Source organism: Amycolatopsis solani (genome assembly GCF_033441515.1).
Lineage (GTDB): Bacteria > Actinomycetota > Actinomycetes > Mycobacteriales > Pseudonocardiaceae > Amycolatopsis > Amycolatopsis solani.
In genome coordinates this window covers 3110956-3126069 of record NZ_JAWQJT010000001.1, presented here as the reverse complement: position 1 = coordinate 3126069, position 15114 = coordinate 3110956, and the positions used below count along the sequence as shown (strand labels likewise).

The following is a 15114-nucleotide window of genomic DNA, read 5'->3' as shown; positions in this document are numbered from 1 at the left end:
CGGTCAGCGGATCCCGGCCGCCACCACGAACGGGACCGCCACGAACAGGCGGTCGTCGCGGGCCCTCGCCTTCTGCTCGTCGAGCCACGCGCCGTCGCCGCCGAGGTCGGCGAGGATCGGCAACACCGCTGCGTCGGTCCAGACCGCCGTGCGCACCTCGACCGTGACGCCGGTGAACCCGTTGTCCAGCAGGAGGTTCCGGTAACGGCGGGCGATCCGTGGGTGCGGCACCCGGTCCGCGCGGGCGTGGACGAGCGCGCGGGTGCGCGCCGGGTCGTCGGAGTCGATGACGAAGGTGTCCCAGTCCTGCCCGGTGAGCACCGCGCGCCCGCCCGGCGCCAGCACCCGGCGGGCTTCGGCGACCGCCCGCCCGGGGTCGGCGAGGGTGTGCAGCACCTTGTCGGCGCGGTAGCCGGTGACCGAACCGTCGTCGAGGGGCAGCGAAGTCGCGTCGGCGACGTGGAATTCGCCGGCGGGCCACCGCTCGGCCGCGGCCTCGATCATGGCGGCGTTCAGGTCGACGCCGAGGGCGCGGACGCCGCGGGCGGCCAGCTCGCCGACCGCGCGCCCGCCGCCGCAGCCGACGTCGACCACCGTCGCGCCCAAGCCTCGGTAGGTGAGTTCGCGCAGGTCACGGGCGGCGGGCCGGTCGTCGAAGGCATCCAGGAGAGCGAGCAACGTGGACATGGCCGCCATCTTGGGACTTAATGTCGGCATGAAGTCAATAGGCGAAGTGGCGGCCCGGTTCGGGGTACCGGCCCACGTGCTGCGCCATTGGGAGGCGGAGGGGCTGCTGGCTCCCGCGCGCGCCGGGAACCGCCGCCGCTACACCGACGCCGACCAGCACCGGGTCGCGGCGATCCTGGTGTCGAAGGAGGCCGGCCTGGGCCTGGCGGACATCCGGGCGGTGCTGGCGGCGAAATCCGCTCCGGCGCGCGAAGAACTCCTGGCCGAGCACCGGCGGCGGCTGGAAGCCCGGCTCGCCCGGACGCAGGCCGCGCTCGACCTGCTCGCCGGCGGTCCCTGCCCGCACGACGACATCATGACCTGCCCGCACTTCCGCGGCCTGCTGGCCGACCGGCTGCCCTAAGGGCTCCCCGGCTCCTCCCCGTGGTGCACGAACTCCTCGAGCACCGCCGAAAAGTACGGCCGCCAGACCGCCGGCGAGACCTGCCCGGCACCGACCCGGGTGATCGCCGCGGGCAGGCCCCGGGAACGCCGCCAGGCCGCGAACGCGTCCAGCCACGCGTCCGCCGTCGCGCCGGCCACCCGCCCCGGCGACCCGAACAGGGCGGTGGCGGGCGAACACAGCAGCCACCAGACCGGCTGGCTCTCCGAGGTCGCTTCGTGCAGCCGCCGCGTACCCAGCACCCTGGCCCGCCACACGGCTTCGGCGTCCTCGGTGAACACCCCGGCCGCGTGCACGATCCCCCGCAACGCCAAGCCACCCGCCGTCGCTTCGGCGATCAACCGGTCCGCGACGCCGGGCTCGGCGAGGTCCCCGGCGACGACCACGACGTCCACCCCGGGGAGGTCGGCCACGCCGCCGCGGCGTCCGGAAAGGACGATCCGGGTGGCCCCGTGGTCCGCCAGCCAGCGCGCGGTGGCCAGTCCGAGCGAGCCGAACCCGCCGGTGACCACGTACGCACCCGGCCCGGCCGGCACTTCGGCGGCCGGCGCGACGCGGGTCAGCCGGGCCGCGTACCGGACGTCGTGGCGCCAGCGCACTTCGTCCTCCGGCGCGTCCGCCCGCAGTTCCCGCGCGAGGGTGTCCACATCGGACCGGGCGTCGAAGTCCACGATGCTCGCCCGCAGATCCGGGCGTTCACAGGCGAGCACCCGGATCAGCCCGCGCAGGAACACCAGCCCCGGCTCGTCGCGGGCTTGCGTCACCAGGTGGAAGCGGACGCCGCGGTCGAGCCGCGCGACCACCGACGAGACCGTGCGCAGGAGTTCGCGCGCGTCTTCGGGGTCGTGGTAGGCGTGCGGTGCCCCGGTGAGGAACACGACGCCGCGCACCGGCCGGCCGGCCAGGAACCCGGGCAGCTCACCGAAGTCGTCTTGGGGCAGCGAAAGGGCTTCGTCCCCGGTCTCGGCCAGCGCCAGCGCGAGCGCCACGGCCCGGCCGAGCGCGGCCGGGTGTTCGTCGGTGAGCAGCAGCCACGAGCCCGGTGGCCACCGGGGAGCGGGCGGCAACGGCGCTTCGGGCCAGATCACCTCGAACGCGCGGGTGGCGAACGGGACGTCCGCCGCCACCGCGCGTTCGTCCTCCACCGGCCCGGTCACCGCAGGCCTTCCGCGGCCGCGGTGCGCACGACGACCCGGCGCGGGGTGAGCCCGTACCGCGCGGCCAGCGCACCGCGCACGGCCCGCTCGACCTCACCGCGCGGCGGCACGACGCCCGCCGCGAGCTCGACGACGAGGACGGCCTGCTCGCCGCGTACGGCAACCGCGGTCGAGCCCCGGATCGCCGGGTGCGCTTCCCCGGTGGTCGCTTCGAGGTCTCGCGCGGGATGCCCGGCGACGAGGTCCTCGCCGAGGACGGTCAGTTCGCCGGACTCGTCGAGGCGGCCGCGGTCACCGGTCCGCAGCCACCACCGCGGCTCGTCGTCCCCGGTGATGAGGGCGCAGAACACGCGGGCGGATTCCTCCGGCCGGTTCCAGTAGCCGCGGGCGACGTTCGGCCCGCTCACCCAGATCTCGCCCGCCTCTCCCGCGGGCAGCCGCCTGCCGCCGGGATCGACGATCGCCACGCGCTGGCCCGCCGGGTGTCCACAAGCGACCAATGCGGTCGCCTCGGGCACGCTGTAGCAAACCCGCAGCGGCCCGAACGCCTCGCGAAGGCGGCCCAGTTCGGGGTCAGCGGTGCTCACGAGCGTCGTCACCGGGCCCGCCAGCGAGTCCGGCCGCTCGGCGAACACCACGGGCCGTCCCGTCACGAGCGGCACCGCCACCCCGAGCAGCACGCCCAGGGGATCGCCGACCGGCGAGCGGCTCACCAGCGTGCCCGGCCCCAGCACCGGCGCCGCCTGCCGGGCGTTGGCGACGATGTTCGCGTGCGCCACCATCACCCCGCCCGGGTACTGCAGGTAGGCCACGTCTTCGGCGGCCACCGGGGCTTCGGGGAAATCCGGCGCGCCGGGAACGGCGTCCACGGCGAGCACGCGGTGCCCGATCGTGTCCAAAGTGGACAAGAAGAGCCGGGTCCCGGCCACCGTGGCCGACGTCGCCAGCACGATCGCCGGTTCCTCGTCCGCGAGGACGCGAGCGCGGTCGGCGCCGACGGGGATCGCGACCAGCCCGGCCCGGAGCACGCCGAGGAACGCGACGACGTGCTCCAGCGGGTCCGCGACGAGGATCGCCGCGCGCTGCCGGGGTTCGGTGACCCGGCGCAGGGCGGCGGCGACGGCGGTCACCCGGCGGTCCAGCTCAGCCCAGGTCACGGTGACCTCTTCGGCGCCGTCCCACCGCGAAAGCGCTCTCTCGTGACCCGCGGCCGCGGCGCGGGCCGTCAGGAGCGTGGCGAGCGTCGTGGCCCGTTCAGAACTCGTGAGCATCGGTTCCTCGTGCCTTCTCAAGCGGCGGACATCCCGGTGACGCGCCACTTCCCGCCGGCGCGCTCGGCCGTGACGCTCAGCTGGGCGGCACCGGTGCTGCGCTGCCCGTCGCCCCTCGTCCCGGTCTGGTCGAGGAACACCAGCAGCGCCGCGCGGTCGCCGTCCAGGAGCTTCACGCCGGACGTCACGGCGGTCGAGGTGACCACCAGCTTCTGGTCCGCGGCGAGCTTGCGCACCTGGCCGAAGAGCTGGTCGTACTGGGCCAGTGCGGGACCGGTGAGGACGTCCTTCGCCGCCTGCTCGCTCTTCGCCGGGTCGTCGAAGCGGCAGGAGAAGACTGTGCCGAGCGCGGCGCTGATCTGCTTCGCGACGTCCGCGGTACCCGAGGCATCGGACAGCGCACGGTTGTGCGCGACGACGGCGTTCGTCTGCCGCGCCTCGACGGTGAACCACCCGGCGAGCCCCGCCATGACCACCGCGGCAACCAGGCACCCCCACCACACCCGCCGCCGTGGTCCCGTGGTCGTGAGTGATAAGTCGGGTTCTAACCCTCCTTTCCACTCACGACCGTCTTGGTCCTCGTGCAGGCGGCCGGCCACCTTCACGGTCCGTTTCTTGGTCTGGGTCAAGGTGTCTCCCCGGTCGGGACCTGGCCCAGCCCGGTGACCCGCCAGCCGTCGGGCCCGCGGGTCAGCTCGGCCTGGAACCGGTTGCGTTTCGTCACGGCGTCCCCGCCTTCGGGGGCCACCACCAGCTCCACCGACGCGATCAGCTTCGCCGTGCCCGCGCCGGGGTCCACTTCGGTCACCGCCGCGTCGGTCACCTTGCCGGTGGTGACGGTCTTCGCCTGCGCGATCCGGTCGAGGCTCCCCTGCCGGTCGGCCGCCAGCTCGTCGTGCAGTGCGCCACCCGACACGTCGAGCCAGCGCTGGTACCCCGGCGCCGCCTGCCGGTAGTCCAAAGTGGTCAGCCCGGCGACGGCGGCCCGGCCCGCGCCCAGCGCGTCCTCGCGGACGACCGCGCGCGCGACACCGTCGTCGTGCGCCGCCTGCCACCAGGTGAACCCGGACCACCCGGCGGCGACGGCCGCCAAAACCGTGGCCACCACCAAGAAGATCTTCACGGCCGTCCTCCCGGTGCGTTCTGCGAACCCCGTACGTTCGTCGGGTCACCCTTCGGCAACGCGCACCGCGCGGCCGTGTTCAGCGGGCGGGTCGAGGTGTCCAGGCCGTCGCGGTACGGCGTCGAGTAGCCGGTCGTGCACGGCGGCGGGTCGAAGAAGGTCAGCGACAGCCCGAAGTGGGCGCCGTCCGGCCGGATCACCGCGCTGCCCGCGGCGACGGCCCGCGGTGCGGTGATCAGCAGCTGCCGCAGCCCGTCCCGCCGGTTCTCCAGGACGTCCGCGGTGGTCAGCAGGTTCGCCAGCAGCACACCGAGCTGCGGCCCCGAGTCGCGGATCAGCGCGCCGACTTCGTTCGCCGCGGCGGGCACCGCCGGGATGAGCGTGCGCAGGTCGCCGTCGGCCTGCTTCAACGTCGACGCCAGGAGCTTCGCGTTGGCCCCGAACTCGCGGATCGCGCCGGCCTGCTGCACCTGGGTGTCCAGCACGACGTGCGCGTCGGTGACGAACCGGGTCAGCGGCGCCACGTGCGCGCTCGCCGCCTGCACGAACTCGATGCCGCGGCCGACGAGCTGGTCGAGCGCCGGGCCGGCGTCGGTGGTCGCGTGGTACAGCTCGTCGACGACCGTGCGCAGCGCGGGCTTCGGCACCGAGTTGGCGAACGTGTCCACTGTCGACAAGACGACGTCGACCGGCAGCGGGATCTTCGTGTCCGCCTGCGTGATCACCGAACCGTCCCGCAGCTTCGGCCCGCCGTCGGTGCGCGGGCGCAGGTCGACGTACTGCTCGCCGACGGCCGAGCGGTCCGCGACGACGGCCTCGGTGTCGGCCGGGACCGGCGCGGTGCCCGAGTCGATCTCGAGGTCGGCTTCCATCCCGGCCGGGGTCAGGCGCAGCTCGCCGACCCGGCCGATCGGCACCCCGCGGTAGGTGACCTCGGAGTTGGTGAAGATGCCGCCGCCGGTCGGGAACTGCGCCTTGACCGTGTAGCCGCGGTCGAAGAACACCTTGTCGAGACCGGCGTAGGTGGCGCCGACGTAGGCCACGCCGAGGACGGCGATGACCACGAAGATCGTCACCTGCACGCGCACGAACCGGGTCAGCATCAGTGACCCACCTTGAGGAAGCCGTTGAGGTAGTCGCCGCGGATGGTGTCGAGCGCCGCGTCCGGGAACGGGAAGGTGAAGATCATCTCCATCGCCTTCGGCAGCTTGTCGCCGGAGTCGGCCAGCCGCCGCAACAGCGGTTCGAGCGCCTTGAGGTCGGCGACCAGGTCGTCCTTGCTCTTGTTCACCGTGTCGACGGCGACCGAGGTGAGGCCGTCGAGGGACTTGAGCATCCCGACCAGCGCCTCCCGCTGCTGGTTGAGCACGCCGATGCCGGGTGTGAGGCCGTTCAACGTCGTGGTGATCTGGTCGGTGTGCGCGTTCAGCGTCTGCGCGAGCTTGTTGACGCTCTCGATGGCGCGCGTGATCTCGGTGCGGTGCTCGTCGAGCCCCTTGACGAAGGTGTCCAAACTGGACAGCAGGCTGCGGGCCGCGGTTTCGCGGCCGCCGAGGGCTTCGTTGAGCTGGTGGCTGATGTTCTGGACCTGCGCCACGCCGCCGCCGTTGAGCAGCAGCGACAGCGCCCCGAAGACCTCCTCGATCTCGGGTGTCAGGGTGGATTGGTCCAGTGGGATGGTCGCGCCGTCGAGGAGCCGGCCGGACGGCGTCGCGACGTCCGGCGCGGCCAGCTCGACGAACTTCTCGCCGAGGATGCTGGCCTGCCGCAGCCGCGCGACGGCGTTGCCCGGCAGGTCGACGTCACCGTTGAGGAGCAGCTCCACGATCGCGCTGTGCCCGTCCGGCGCCAGTTCGACCTTGACGACCTGCCCGACCGGGACGTCGTTGACCTTGACGCCGGACTGCGGCACCAGGTCGAGCACGTTGGTGAAGCTCGCGGTGACGTGGATCGGGTGGTCGCCGAGCGCGGCGCCGCCGGGCAGCGGGATGTCGTAGACGCTCACCCCGCGCCCGCAGCCGGTGGTGACCAGCGCGAGCGTCACCACCGCAGCGAGTTTGACCAGGGACTTCATTTGCCCTCCGGGAACTCGAGGAGGTTGCCGCGGCCGTCGATGGTCCCGTTCGCCTGGTCGTAGGCACCCAGGAGGTTCGTCAGCGCGTTCGGCGCCGCTTGCAGGGCTTCGGCGAGGGAATCCTTCTGGTTCACGAGGATCTTCGTGACGTCGGCGAGCTTGTCCACATCGGACCGCACCTTGCCGCGGTTGTCCTTGATGAACCCCTGCACGACGCTGAGCGCCTGGGTCAGCTCGGTCAGCGCACCGGAGAACTGGTCGCGCTGGTCGGCCAGCACCTTGCTCAGCGACGCGATCTGCGAGATCGCCTGCTTCACCTGACCGTCGTTGGCGGCGAGCATCGCGGTGAACTCGCTGATGTGGTCCACCGAGCCGAACAGGTCGTCCTTCGAATCGCTGGCGGCACGGGCGAATTCGCCGAGGTTCTTGATCGCCGTGCCGATGGTCTGCCCGTTGCCGCTGAGGTATTCGGCCGACTTGGTCAGCACTTCGCTGACGGCGCCGTCCTTGTTGGCCCCCTGCGGGCCCAGCGCGGACATCAGCTGGTTGAGGCTGTGCAGCAGGTCGTCGACCTCGACCGGGGTCGCGGTGCGCTCACGCGGGATCGAAGCGCCGTCGGGCAGCTGCGGCCCGCCGCGGTAGACGGGCGTGATCTGCACGTACCGGTCGGCGACCAGGCTCGGCGTGATCACGACGGCACCGGCGTCCGCGGGCAGCTGCGCGTCCGGCTTGAGCGTCATCGTCACCTTGACGTCCGTGCCGTTCGGTTCCACTTTGGACACCGAGCCGATGGCGACCCCGAGCACGCGCACGTCGGAGTTGGGGTAGATGCCCACCGCGGCGGTGAAGTACGCGGTCAACGTCCGCTCGCCGGGCGCGGTGGCGATCGGCCACGCCGCCGAGACGACGAGCGCGAGCAGCACGCCGACCGTGAGCGCTCGCAGTCGCGTCCGCCGTCGCGCCCGCGCGCCCAGGTCGATCAGCTGGTGCGCCATCAGCGTCCCCCGTTCTTCGGCGGCAGGCAGCTTCCCGGCGTGGTGCCGGTGGGGATCAGCCCGCAGATGTAGGTGTCGATCCACCGGCCGTTGCCGACGGCGTTGCCGAGCAGCCGGTAGAACGGCCCGGCCAGGCGCAGGCTGTCCTCGAGCTTCCCCTGGTTCTGCTGCAGTACGGTGGCGACGCGGTCGAGCTGGTCGAGCGCCGGGCCGAGCGTTTTCTGGTTGTCCGCGACCAGCCCGCGCAGCTGGATCGCCAGGTTCTTGATGCCGCTGAACAGCTGCGCGATCGCGTCCTTGCGCGCGTTCAGCTCGGTCAGCAGCGTGTTGCCGTCGCGGATCAGCGCCTGGATCTGGCCGGACCGCTCACCGAGCGTCTTGGCCACCTGGTTGGTGTTCTGGAACAGCTTGACCAGCTCTTCGTCGCGCGAGGCCAGCGTTTGCGACAGGGCGGCGATGCCGTCGAACGCGGTCCGGACGTCGCTGGGTGCCGACGCGCCGAGCGTGTCGGACAGCGTGCGGAACGCCTGCGCGAGCTGGTCGGTGTCGATCGCCCCGACCGTGCCGGCCAGGTCGTTGAAGACCGCGGTCACGTCGTAGGGCGAACTCGTGCGCTCGGGCGGGATCGGCTGGGCCGGGTCCAGCTCGCCGTTGCCGACCGGGTCGAGCACGAGGTTCTTCTGGCCGAGCAACGTCTTGATCTTGATCGCCGCCGTCGTCCGGTTCCCGACCCAGGTGTCCTTGACCCGGAACAGCACCTCGACATGGTCGCCGGCCAGCCGCACGTCGGTGACCTCGCCGACCTTCACCCCGGCCACGCGGACCTCGTCGTTCGGCTTCAGCCCGGCGGCCTCGCGGAACTCCGCCCGGTACGTGGTGCCGCCGCCGACCAGCGGGAGGTCGTCGGAGAAGAACGTGGCCCCGCCGATCAGGGCCATCACCAACGCCGTGACGGCGCCGACGGCGATCGGGTTCCGGCTGCGGAACGGCTTGATGCGGGGCGGTTTCACCGGCACCTCCCGGCCGTGACGGGGATGCCCGGCGGCGGGCCGCCCGGCGCCGGTTTCGCGTCGGTCTGCACCGAGCAGAGGTAGAAGTTCGCCCAGGAGCCGTAGGAGAACAGCGTGCCGATCCGGTCGAGCTTCTTCGGCAGGTTGTCGACGAACGACTGGAACACCGGGGTGTTGTCGGCCAGGTTCTTCGACAGGTCCCCGAGCGCGGTGATGCTGTCCTTGAGCGGCTGCCGCCCCTGCTCCAGCAGCCCGGCGGTGGCGGTGGTCAGCTCGCCGAGCCCGCCGATCGCCTGCCCGATCGGCTTCGCGTCCGCGGCCAGGCCGGTGACCAGCTGCGCGGTGGTGTCGACCAGGGCGTCGAACTGGTCGCCTTGCGCGTTCACGGTGTCGAGGACGGTGTTGAGGTTGCCGATCACCTGCCCGATGACGGCGTCCTTGCCGGCCAAAGTGGACGTCAGCGACGCCGTGTGCCGCAGCAGGCTTTCGATCGTGCTCCCCTCGCCCTGCAGCACCTGGATGATCTCGAAGGACAGCTGGTTGACGTCGGTGGGCGACAACGCCTGGAAGAGCGGCTTGAAGCCGTTGAACAACGCGGTGAGGTCGAGGGCCGGTGTGGTCCGGTCCAGGGGGATCTCGGCGCCTTCGGCCAGCGTGGGCGAGGTGTCGGTGGCGCCAGGGTCGACCGAGAGGTACCGCTGCCCGACCAGGTTGCGGTAGCGGATGGTGATCGCGGCCGACGCGGTGAGCCGGTGCGTGCGGTCGACCGAGAAGTCGACGTCGGCGAGGCGGTGCTCGACCACCCGCACCGAGTCGACCTGGCCGATCCGCACGCCGGCCATCCGGACCTCGTCGCCGGGGTTGACCGACGTCGCGTCGGTGAAGCGGGCCGTGTAGCCGATGGTGGCGCCGACGCTGGAGTTGGCGATGGTGATCGCGAGGATCCCGGTGGCCACGGCGGTGACCAGGAAGAAGATCAGGCCCTTGACGGCGGGACCGGTGACGCTCCTCATCGGACGGTCACCTCCGTCCCGCGCAGGGCCGGTCCGATCAGGACGCTGCTCCAGTCCGGCACGTCACCCAGCGCCGGCTTCAGGAGCTCGGCGACCAGCTGCCGCTCACCGGGCGAGTTCGCCGGACCCAGGTCGCCGTCGGTCGCTCCCGGTGCCGCGGCCCCACCGCCGTAGCACTTCGGGCCGCCGGTGGCGTCGAACCGCGGGGTGTCGCGGCCGGGGACGTACTTGTCGCGCGGGTCCTGCACGGTGAGCGTGACGTGCAGGCCCGGCTCGTTCGTGCCCTTGCCCAGCGCCTTCTCCATCAGCGGTTTGAGCCGGTTCACCGCGTCGAACAGGCACGGGAACTCGGGCGAGTACTGGGAAAGCAGCTCCAGCGACGGGCGGCTTTCGACGGAGACGCCGATGATGTTGTCCTTGTTCTTCCGCAGGAAGTCGTTCAGGTGCCCGGTGGCGCTGGTGACGCTCGTGTAGAGGTGGTCGAGGTCGGCCCGGGTGTCCACAATGGTCTTCGCGGTCGTCGACAGGTCGGTCAAGGCTTGCAGGATGTCCGGCGCGGCGCCGGTGTAGACGTCGGCCGCGTTCGCCAGCCCGGTGATGTCCGCCTTGAACTGCGGCATCAGCGGGTTCACCTGGGCGAGCAGGTCCTGCAGCTTGACGATGCTGTCGCCGATCGGCTGCCCGCGGTTGTCGAGGGCCTGCGAGATCGCGCCCAGCGAGCTGTTCAGCTTCTGGAGCTGGACCGCGCGCAGCAGCGGCAGCAGGTCGCCGAGGACGCGTTCGAGCTCGATCGCGCTCGACGAGCGGTCCTGCGCGATGACGTCCCCCGCGGCGAGCCTCCCCTGTGGACGGTCGGGCAGCACGAGGTTGACGTACCGTTCGCCGAAGACGGTCTTCGGCAGCAGCCGCGCGGAGACGTTGCCGGGCAGCTGGCCGATCTTGGCCGGGTCGAGCGCCAGGTCGATCTCGGCGCCGGTGCGCGTGCTGCGCACCGCCCGGACCTCCCCGAACGGCACGCCCTTGACCTTCACCTCGGCGGTCGGCGCGAGCTGGTTGCCGACCCGGTCCGCCCGCAGCGTCACCAGCTCGGCGTCGTCGAAGTCCTTGTCGTAGATGGCGACCGCGAGGTAGCCGAGCAGCACGAGCACGCCGAGGAAGGCGACCCCGGCGAGCTGCGTGGCGAAGCGGCTCATCCGGACACCTTCACGGTGGTCGTCGCGCCCCAGATGGCCAGGGACAGGAACAGGTCGAGCACGCTGATCAGCACGATCGACGTCCGCACGGCCCGGCCGACCGCCACGCCGACGCCCGCCGGCCCCCCGCTGGCGCGGTAGCCGTAGAAGCAGTGGGTCAGGATCACGCCGACGCTGAAGACGAGCACCTTGCCGAACGACCACAGCACGTCGCCGGGGGGCAGGAACAGCGTGAAGTAGTGGTCGTAGGTGCCGCCGGACTGGCCGAAGAAGACGACCGTCGTCAGCCGCGAGCCGAGGTAGGAGATCAGCAGCCCGATGACGTAGAGCGGGACGATCGCGATGAACCCGGCGACGATCCGGGTGGTGACCAGGTACGGCATGCTCCGCACGGCCATCACCTCCAGCGCGTCGATCTCCTCGGAGATCCGCATGGCGCCCAGCTGCGCGGTGAACCCACTGCCCACTGTGGACGACAGCGCGAGCCCGGCGACCAGCGGCGCGATCTCGCGCGTGTTGAAGTACGCCGTCAGGAAACCGGTCATCGCCGAGATGTTGATCTGGTTCAGCGCGCTGAACCCCTGCAGGCCCACGGTGACGCCGGTGAACACGCACAGCCCGACCATCACGCCGATCGTGCCGCCGATGACCGCGAGCGCGCCGCTGCCGAACGTCACCTCCGCCAGCAGCCGCACCACCTCGCGGAAGTAGCGGGTCACCGCGAGCGGGACGGCCGCGATCGCCCGGACGTAGAACATCAGCTGGTCGCCGAGTTCGAACAGCCGGTCGCCCGGTTTGCCGAGGATGGCCACTCAGGTTCCCTTCGCCGGGACGAGCTGCAGGTACAGCGCGGTCAGCACGGTGTTGACGAAGAACAGCAGCAGGAAGGTGATGACGACGGACTGGTTGACGACGTCGCCGACGCCCTTGGGGCCGCCCTTCGGGTTCAGGCCGCGGTAGGAGGCGACCACCCCGGCGAGGTAGCCGAAGATCACCGCCTTCACCGAGCTGACGACGAGGTCCGGCAACTGCGCGAGGGCGTTGAAGCTCGCCAGGTACGCGCCGGGCGTGCCGCCCTGGATGATCACGTTGAAGAAGTAGCCGCCCAGCACGCCGACCACGCTGACCAGGCCGTTGAGCAGCACGGACACCCCGACGGCGGCCTGCACCCGCGGCACGACCAGCCGGTGGATCGGCGAGACGCCGAGCACCTCCATCGCGGCGATCTCCTCGCGGATGCTGCGCGCGCCGAGGTCGGCGCAGATGGCGCTGCCGCCCGCGCCGGCGATGATCAGCGTCGTCACGATCGGGCTCGCCTGCTGCACGACGGCCAGGACGCTCGCGGCGCCGTTGAACTGCTGGGCGCCGATCTGGCTGGTGAGCGAGCCGAGCTGGAGCGAGATGACCGCGCCGAACGGGATGGACACCAGGATCGCCGGCGTGATGGACACGCTGGCGATGAACCAGAACTGCTGGACGAACTCGCGGACCTGGTACGGGCGGCGGGCCATCGCGAGGACGATGTCGAGGCCCATCGCGCACATGCGGCCGAACTCACGCAGGCCGTTGGCGGCTTTGCGGGGCGCTTCGGTGAGCAGCGTGGTCATGCCGGCTTGCACCCGGAGCTGAAGCACCGCAACGTGAGGTTGGAGACGAAGGTGTTGCCGGGCCCCGAGACCAGGCCGGTGAGCAGCCGGCTCAGGTCCTCGCGCCCGGTGCACCCGGCGAACGCGGGCGTGGTGAACGTCGACGTCACCTTCACCGGCGGGGCGGGCAGCGAAATCGGTACCAGTGCCTTGATGTTCACGGCGGCGGGTTGCGCGGTCCGGCAGTCCGGGCCGACGTCGAGGGCTTTGCCGTCCACCTTGACGTTCGAGAGCTTGATGAACACCTTCGCGGTCACGTCGGTGTCGGCGCAGATGTTCGTCTGCGTTGCCTTGCAGTTGGTGTCCTTGCCGGTCTTCACCGTGGCGGTGCCGGCGGCGTCGCCGTCCGGGACGATCTCGACCCGGCCGGTGGTGCCCATGAACCGGAACGCGACGAAGTAGCCGTCGGCCGGCGGGATGGCCAGTTTCCCGGTGATGGGCACGGTGCTGGTGAGGCCACCCAGGTTGCCGTCGAAGGTGCCGGGCGGGAAGGCGATGTCCGACCCGAGCTTGGCCACGTGGCTCGTGGTCGGCTGCCGCGCGTCCCCCAGGGTGAACCCGAACGGGATCTGCGTGGCCGCTTGCGGTTGTGCCGGGGGCGCGTCCTCGTTGGGTGCGGCTTCCGCGGCACCCAACGAGAACGCGACTCCGACGAGCACGAGCGGCAGCGAGAACCGGGTCAGCACGGACTTCCAGCCTTCCTCATCGAAGGTGATCCTTTCCGAAGCTACTGACGATTCTCGTTGCGGTACAAGGGTTGTTCACGTTCTTGTCACGCCGGTCTGCGTTTTCGCGCCGCTACTTCACTTCTTGGTGAGCGTCACTTCCAGCTTGTTGCCGGGGCCGGAGGTGAGGCCGCTGATCAGGCCGGTCAGGAAACCGCAGCCGGTGAACTGCGGGATGCCGTAGGTCGCGGTCAGCTTGCCGCCCTTGAGCGGGTCGAACCCGGGCGCCGAGGCGAGCGGCACGTCGGCCGGCTTCACCGTGTGGCACGACTTCGACTGCAGGATCGGGAAGCCGAACACCCGCACCTTGGTCAGCTGGACGTCGATCCGCGCGTCCGCCTTGACCGCACCGCTCGTGAGCGTGCCGTTGATCGCGCCGACCTGGTCGAGCTGCACCGTCGCGGACGCCGGGATGAAGCCGAGGACACGGAAGTCCACATCGGACTTCGGCAATGCGAGCCGGACGCCGAACTTGCCGGAGGCGGCGTCGAGCTTCGCGTCCAGACTGCCCGGGCCGAGCGGCAGCGTGGCGTGCAGCTGCTTCAGGACCGACTTGCCCTTGACCGAGTACTTGACGTCGATCCCGCCGGGCGGCGTGGTCGTCGGCGTGGTCGGCTCGGTGGTGGGGGTCGTCGGCTCCGTCGTCGGCGTGGTGGGCTCGGTCGTCGGCGTCGTGGGCTCGGTGGTGGGAGTCGTCGGTTCCGTGGTCGGGGTCGTCGGCTCCGTCGTGGGAGTCGTGGGAGTGGTCGGCGTCGTGGGCTCGGTGGTGGGAGTTGTCGGCTCGGTGGTGGGAGTCGTCGGTTCCGTCGTGGGAGTCGTGGGCTCCGTGGTCGGGGTGGTGGGAGTCGTCGGCGTGGTCGGCTCGGTCGTCGGCGTCGTGGGCTCCGTCGTGGGAGTCGTGGGTTCCGTCGTCGGGGTCGTGGGGGTCGTCGGCTCCGTCGTGGGAGTCGTCGGCGTCGTGGGCTCGGTCGTCGGCGTCGTGGGCGTGGTCGGGGTCGTCGGCGTCGTGGTGCCGCCCGCCGGCTTGATCTCGAACGTGCCCAGCAGCTGGTTCTGGCCCGGGACCGCGACGCAGTCCGAGGTGAACGTGCCCAGGTCGGTCGGCTGGCCGTCCGCGGTGCGCGGGGTCATCGTGGTGCTGAAGTTCCCGACCGTCACCGAAGCGGTGCCGGGGCTGGGGAACGTCACCGCCGGGGCCTTGCCGCTGCTCTTGACGTGGAACGCGCCCGACGGCGGGACCGGCGTCGACGCGATGGTCAGCGGCAGGTTCAGGTTCAGCGTTTTGTCGACCGGGTACTTGAGCTGCGCCGCGGCCTTCGCCGAGCCGTCGAGCGAGGTGGCGCCGACCAGGGCGAGGCCCTCGGTGGCGGTCTCCGGCACGGTCACGTCGACGTCGAAGGTGATCGGCGTCGACGACGCGCCCGCGACGGCGTTGTCGGGCAGGTTCGTGTCGATCTTCACCGACAGCACCTGGTCGCCGATCAGCGGGAACGGGCAGTTGTAGTTCAGCGTCAGGGACACCGGCGCGGCCTCGGTCGGCCCGGCCCCGACGAGCACGACGGTCGCCGCGACCCCCGCGACGGTAGCGGCGGCCAAGCCGTACGCGGGCTTTCTCGACTTCCACGAAAATCTCACGGGTCGTCACCTCAGGGAATGGGGGAATGTCAGCGAAAAGTACCTCCGCCATTCCGGCCGAACAAGCAGCGCCGATTTCTTTGTCACGCGCAGGGGAAGGACCCCGGCGGGAAGGGTCATGCAGGTCAGCGCTTGTCACGTGC

At 71.3% G+C, this 15114-nt stretch carries 16 protein-coding genes; 1 reads left to right on the top strand and 15 read right to left on the bottom strand.

What is annotated here, in order from left to right; genetic code table 11:
- Window positions 1-3: 3 nt before the first annotated feature.
- Window positions 4-687 (bottom strand): methyltransferase domain-containing protein, encoded by a 684-nt coding sequence (locus SD460_RS15390; protein ID WP_290057841.1) that lies wholly within the window; start codon window positions 685-687, stop codon window positions 4-6.
- 28 nt (window positions 688-715) lie between these two features.
- Between SD460_RS15390 and SD460_RS15385 the strand changes: the two genes are divergently transcribed.
- On the top strand, window positions 716-1090 hold the full coding sequence (locus SD460_RS15385; RefSeq protein ID WP_290057842.1) for a MerR family transcriptional regulator: 375 nt from the start codon (window positions 716-718) through the stop codon (window positions 1088-1090).
- Here the strand turns inward: SD460_RS15385 and SD460_RS15380 are convergent.
- From SD460_RS15380 to SD460_RS15315, 14 genes are all read right to left on the bottom strand, one after another.
- Window positions 1087-2286: a KR domain-containing protein gene (locus SD460_RS15380; protein WP_318306279.1), complete on the bottom strand. Its 1200-nt coding sequence runs from the start codon at window positions 2284-2286 to the stop codon at window positions 1087-1089. The two genes, SD460_RS15385 and SD460_RS15380, sit on opposite strands and share 4 nt — an antisense overlap.
- Window positions 2283-3557: an AMP-binding protein gene (locus SD460_RS15375; protein WP_318306278.1), complete on the bottom strand. Its 1275-nt coding sequence runs from the start codon at window positions 3555-3557 to the stop codon at window positions 2283-2285. The genes SD460_RS15380 and SD460_RS15375 overlap by 4 nt, the downstream gene beginning before the upstream one ends.
- Before the next feature lie 17 nt (window positions 3558-3574).
- The gene (locus SD460_RS15370) at window positions 3575-4027 is read right to left on the bottom strand and encodes a hypothetical protein (RefSeq protein ID WP_290058831.1); all 453 of its coding nucleotides are present in this window, start codon (window positions 4025-4027) and stop codon (window positions 3575-3577) included.
- Between the two features lie 155 nt (window positions 4028-4182).
- Window positions 4183-4680: an Rv1363c family protein gene (locus SD460_RS15365; RefSeq protein ID WP_290058832.1), complete on the bottom strand. Its 498-nt coding sequence runs from the start codon at window positions 4678-4680 to the stop codon at window positions 4183-4185.
- Entirely contained in the window at window positions 4677-5783 is a 1107-nt protein-coding gene (locus SD460_RS15360; protein ID WP_290058833.1) for an MCE family protein, read from the bottom strand. Before SD460_RS15360 ends, SD460_RS15365 begins: the two co-directional genes overlap by 4 nt.
- The gene (locus SD460_RS15355; protein ID WP_318306277.1) at window positions 5783-6754 is read right to left on the bottom strand and encodes an MCE family protein; all 972 of its coding nucleotides are present in this window, start codon (window positions 6752-6754) and stop codon (window positions 5783-5785) included. The genes SD460_RS15360 and SD460_RS15355 overlap by 1 nt, the downstream gene beginning before the upstream one ends.
- Window positions 6751-7749 (bottom strand): MCE family protein, encoded by a 999-nt coding sequence (locus tag SD460_RS15350; RefSeq protein ID WP_290058836.1) that lies wholly within the window; start codon window positions 7747-7749, stop codon window positions 6751-6753. Before SD460_RS15350 ends, SD460_RS15355 begins: the two co-directional genes overlap by 4 nt.
- Window positions 7749-8759, bottom strand: a complete 1011-nt coding sequence (locus SD460_RS15345; protein ID WP_290058837.1) for an MCE family protein — start codon at window positions 8757-8759, stop codon at window positions 7749-7751. Before SD460_RS15345 ends, SD460_RS15350 begins: the two co-directional genes overlap by 1 nt.
- Window positions 8756-9772, bottom strand: a complete 1017-nt coding sequence (locus SD460_RS15340; RefSeq protein ID WP_290058838.1) for an MCE family protein — start codon at window positions 9770-9772, stop codon at window positions 8756-8758. Before SD460_RS15340 ends, SD460_RS15345 begins: the two co-directional genes overlap by 4 nt.
- The gene (locus tag SD460_RS15335) at window positions 9769-10965 is read right to left on the bottom strand and encodes an MCE family protein (RefSeq protein WP_290058839.1); all 1197 of its coding nucleotides are present in this window, start codon (window positions 10963-10965) and stop codon (window positions 9769-9771) included. The genes SD460_RS15340 and SD460_RS15335 overlap by 4 nt, the downstream gene beginning before the upstream one ends.
- Entirely contained in the window at window positions 10962-11723 is a 762-nt protein-coding gene (locus SD460_RS15330; protein ID WP_290058850.1) for an MlaE family ABC transporter permease, read from the bottom strand. Before SD460_RS15330 ends, SD460_RS15335 begins: the two co-directional genes overlap by 4 nt.
- A gap of 54 nt (window positions 11724-11777) precedes the next feature.
- Window positions 11778-12572: an MlaE family ABC transporter permease gene (locus SD460_RS15325; RefSeq protein WP_290058840.1), complete on the bottom strand. Its 795-nt coding sequence runs from the start codon at window positions 12570-12572 to the stop codon at window positions 11778-11780.
- Window positions 12569-13297, bottom strand: coding sequence for a hypothetical protein (locus tag SD460_RS15320; protein WP_290058841.1), 729 nt, complete (start codon window positions 13295-13297; stop codon window positions 12569-12571). The genes SD460_RS15325 and SD460_RS15320 overlap by 4 nt, the downstream gene beginning before the upstream one ends.
- 117 nt (window positions 13298-13414) lie before the next feature.
- Window positions 13415-14971: a DUF6801 domain-containing protein gene (locus tag SD460_RS15315; RefSeq protein ID WP_318306276.1), complete on the bottom strand. Its 1557-nt coding sequence runs from the start codon at window positions 14969-14971 to the stop codon at window positions 13415-13417.
- Window positions 14972-15114 lie beyond the last annotated feature (143 nt).

What these genes read in the sequence shown, in the direction of transcription:
- SD460_RS15390 (WP_290057841.1), bottom strand. Translation starts at nt 687, where the DNA reads ATGTCCACGTTGCTCGCTCTCCTGGATGCCTTCGACGACCGGCCCGCC.
- SD460_RS15375 (WP_318306278.1), bottom strand. Translation starts at nt 3,557, where the DNA reads ATGCTCACGAGTTCTGAACGGGCCACGACGCTCGCCACGCTCCTGACG.
- SD460_RS15355 (WP_318306277.1), bottom strand. Translation starts at nt 6,754, where the DNA reads ATGAAGTCCCTGGTCAAACTCGCTGCGGTGGTGACGCTCGCGCTGGTC.
- SD460_RS15385 (WP_290057842.1), top strand. Translation starts at nt 716, where the DNA reads ATGAAGTCAATAGGCGAAGTGGCGGCCCGGTTCGGGGTACCGGCCCAC.
- SD460_RS15350 (WP_290058836.1), bottom strand. Translation starts at nt 7,749, where the DNA reads ATGGCGCACCAGCTGATCGACCTGGGCGCGCGGGCGCGACGGCGGACG.
- SD460_RS15360 (WP_290058833.1), bottom strand. Translation starts at nt 5,783, where the DNA reads ATGCTGACCCGGTTCGTGCGCGTGCAGGTGACGATCTTCGTGGTCATC.
- SD460_RS15330 (WP_290058850.1), bottom strand. Translation starts at nt 11,723, where the DNA reads ATGTTCTACGTCCGGGCGATCGCGGCCGTCCCGCTCGCGGTGACCCGC.
- SD460_RS15370 (WP_290058831.1), bottom strand. Translation starts at nt 4,027, where the DNA reads ATGGCGGGGCTCGCCGGGTGGTTCACCGTCGAGGCGCGGCAGACGAAC.
- SD460_RS15340 (WP_290058838.1), bottom strand. Translation starts at nt 9,772, where the DNA reads ATGAGGAGCGTCACCGGTCCCGCCGTCAAGGGCCTGATCTTCTTCCTG.
- SD460_RS15335 (WP_290058839.1), bottom strand. Translation starts at nt 10,965, where the DNA reads ATGAGCCGCTTCGCCACGCAGCTCGCCGGGGTCGCCTTCCTCGGCGTG.
- SD460_RS15325 (WP_290058840.1), bottom strand. Translation starts at nt 12,572, where the DNA reads ATGACCACGCTGCTCACCGAAGCGCCCCGCAAAGCCGCCAACGGCCTG.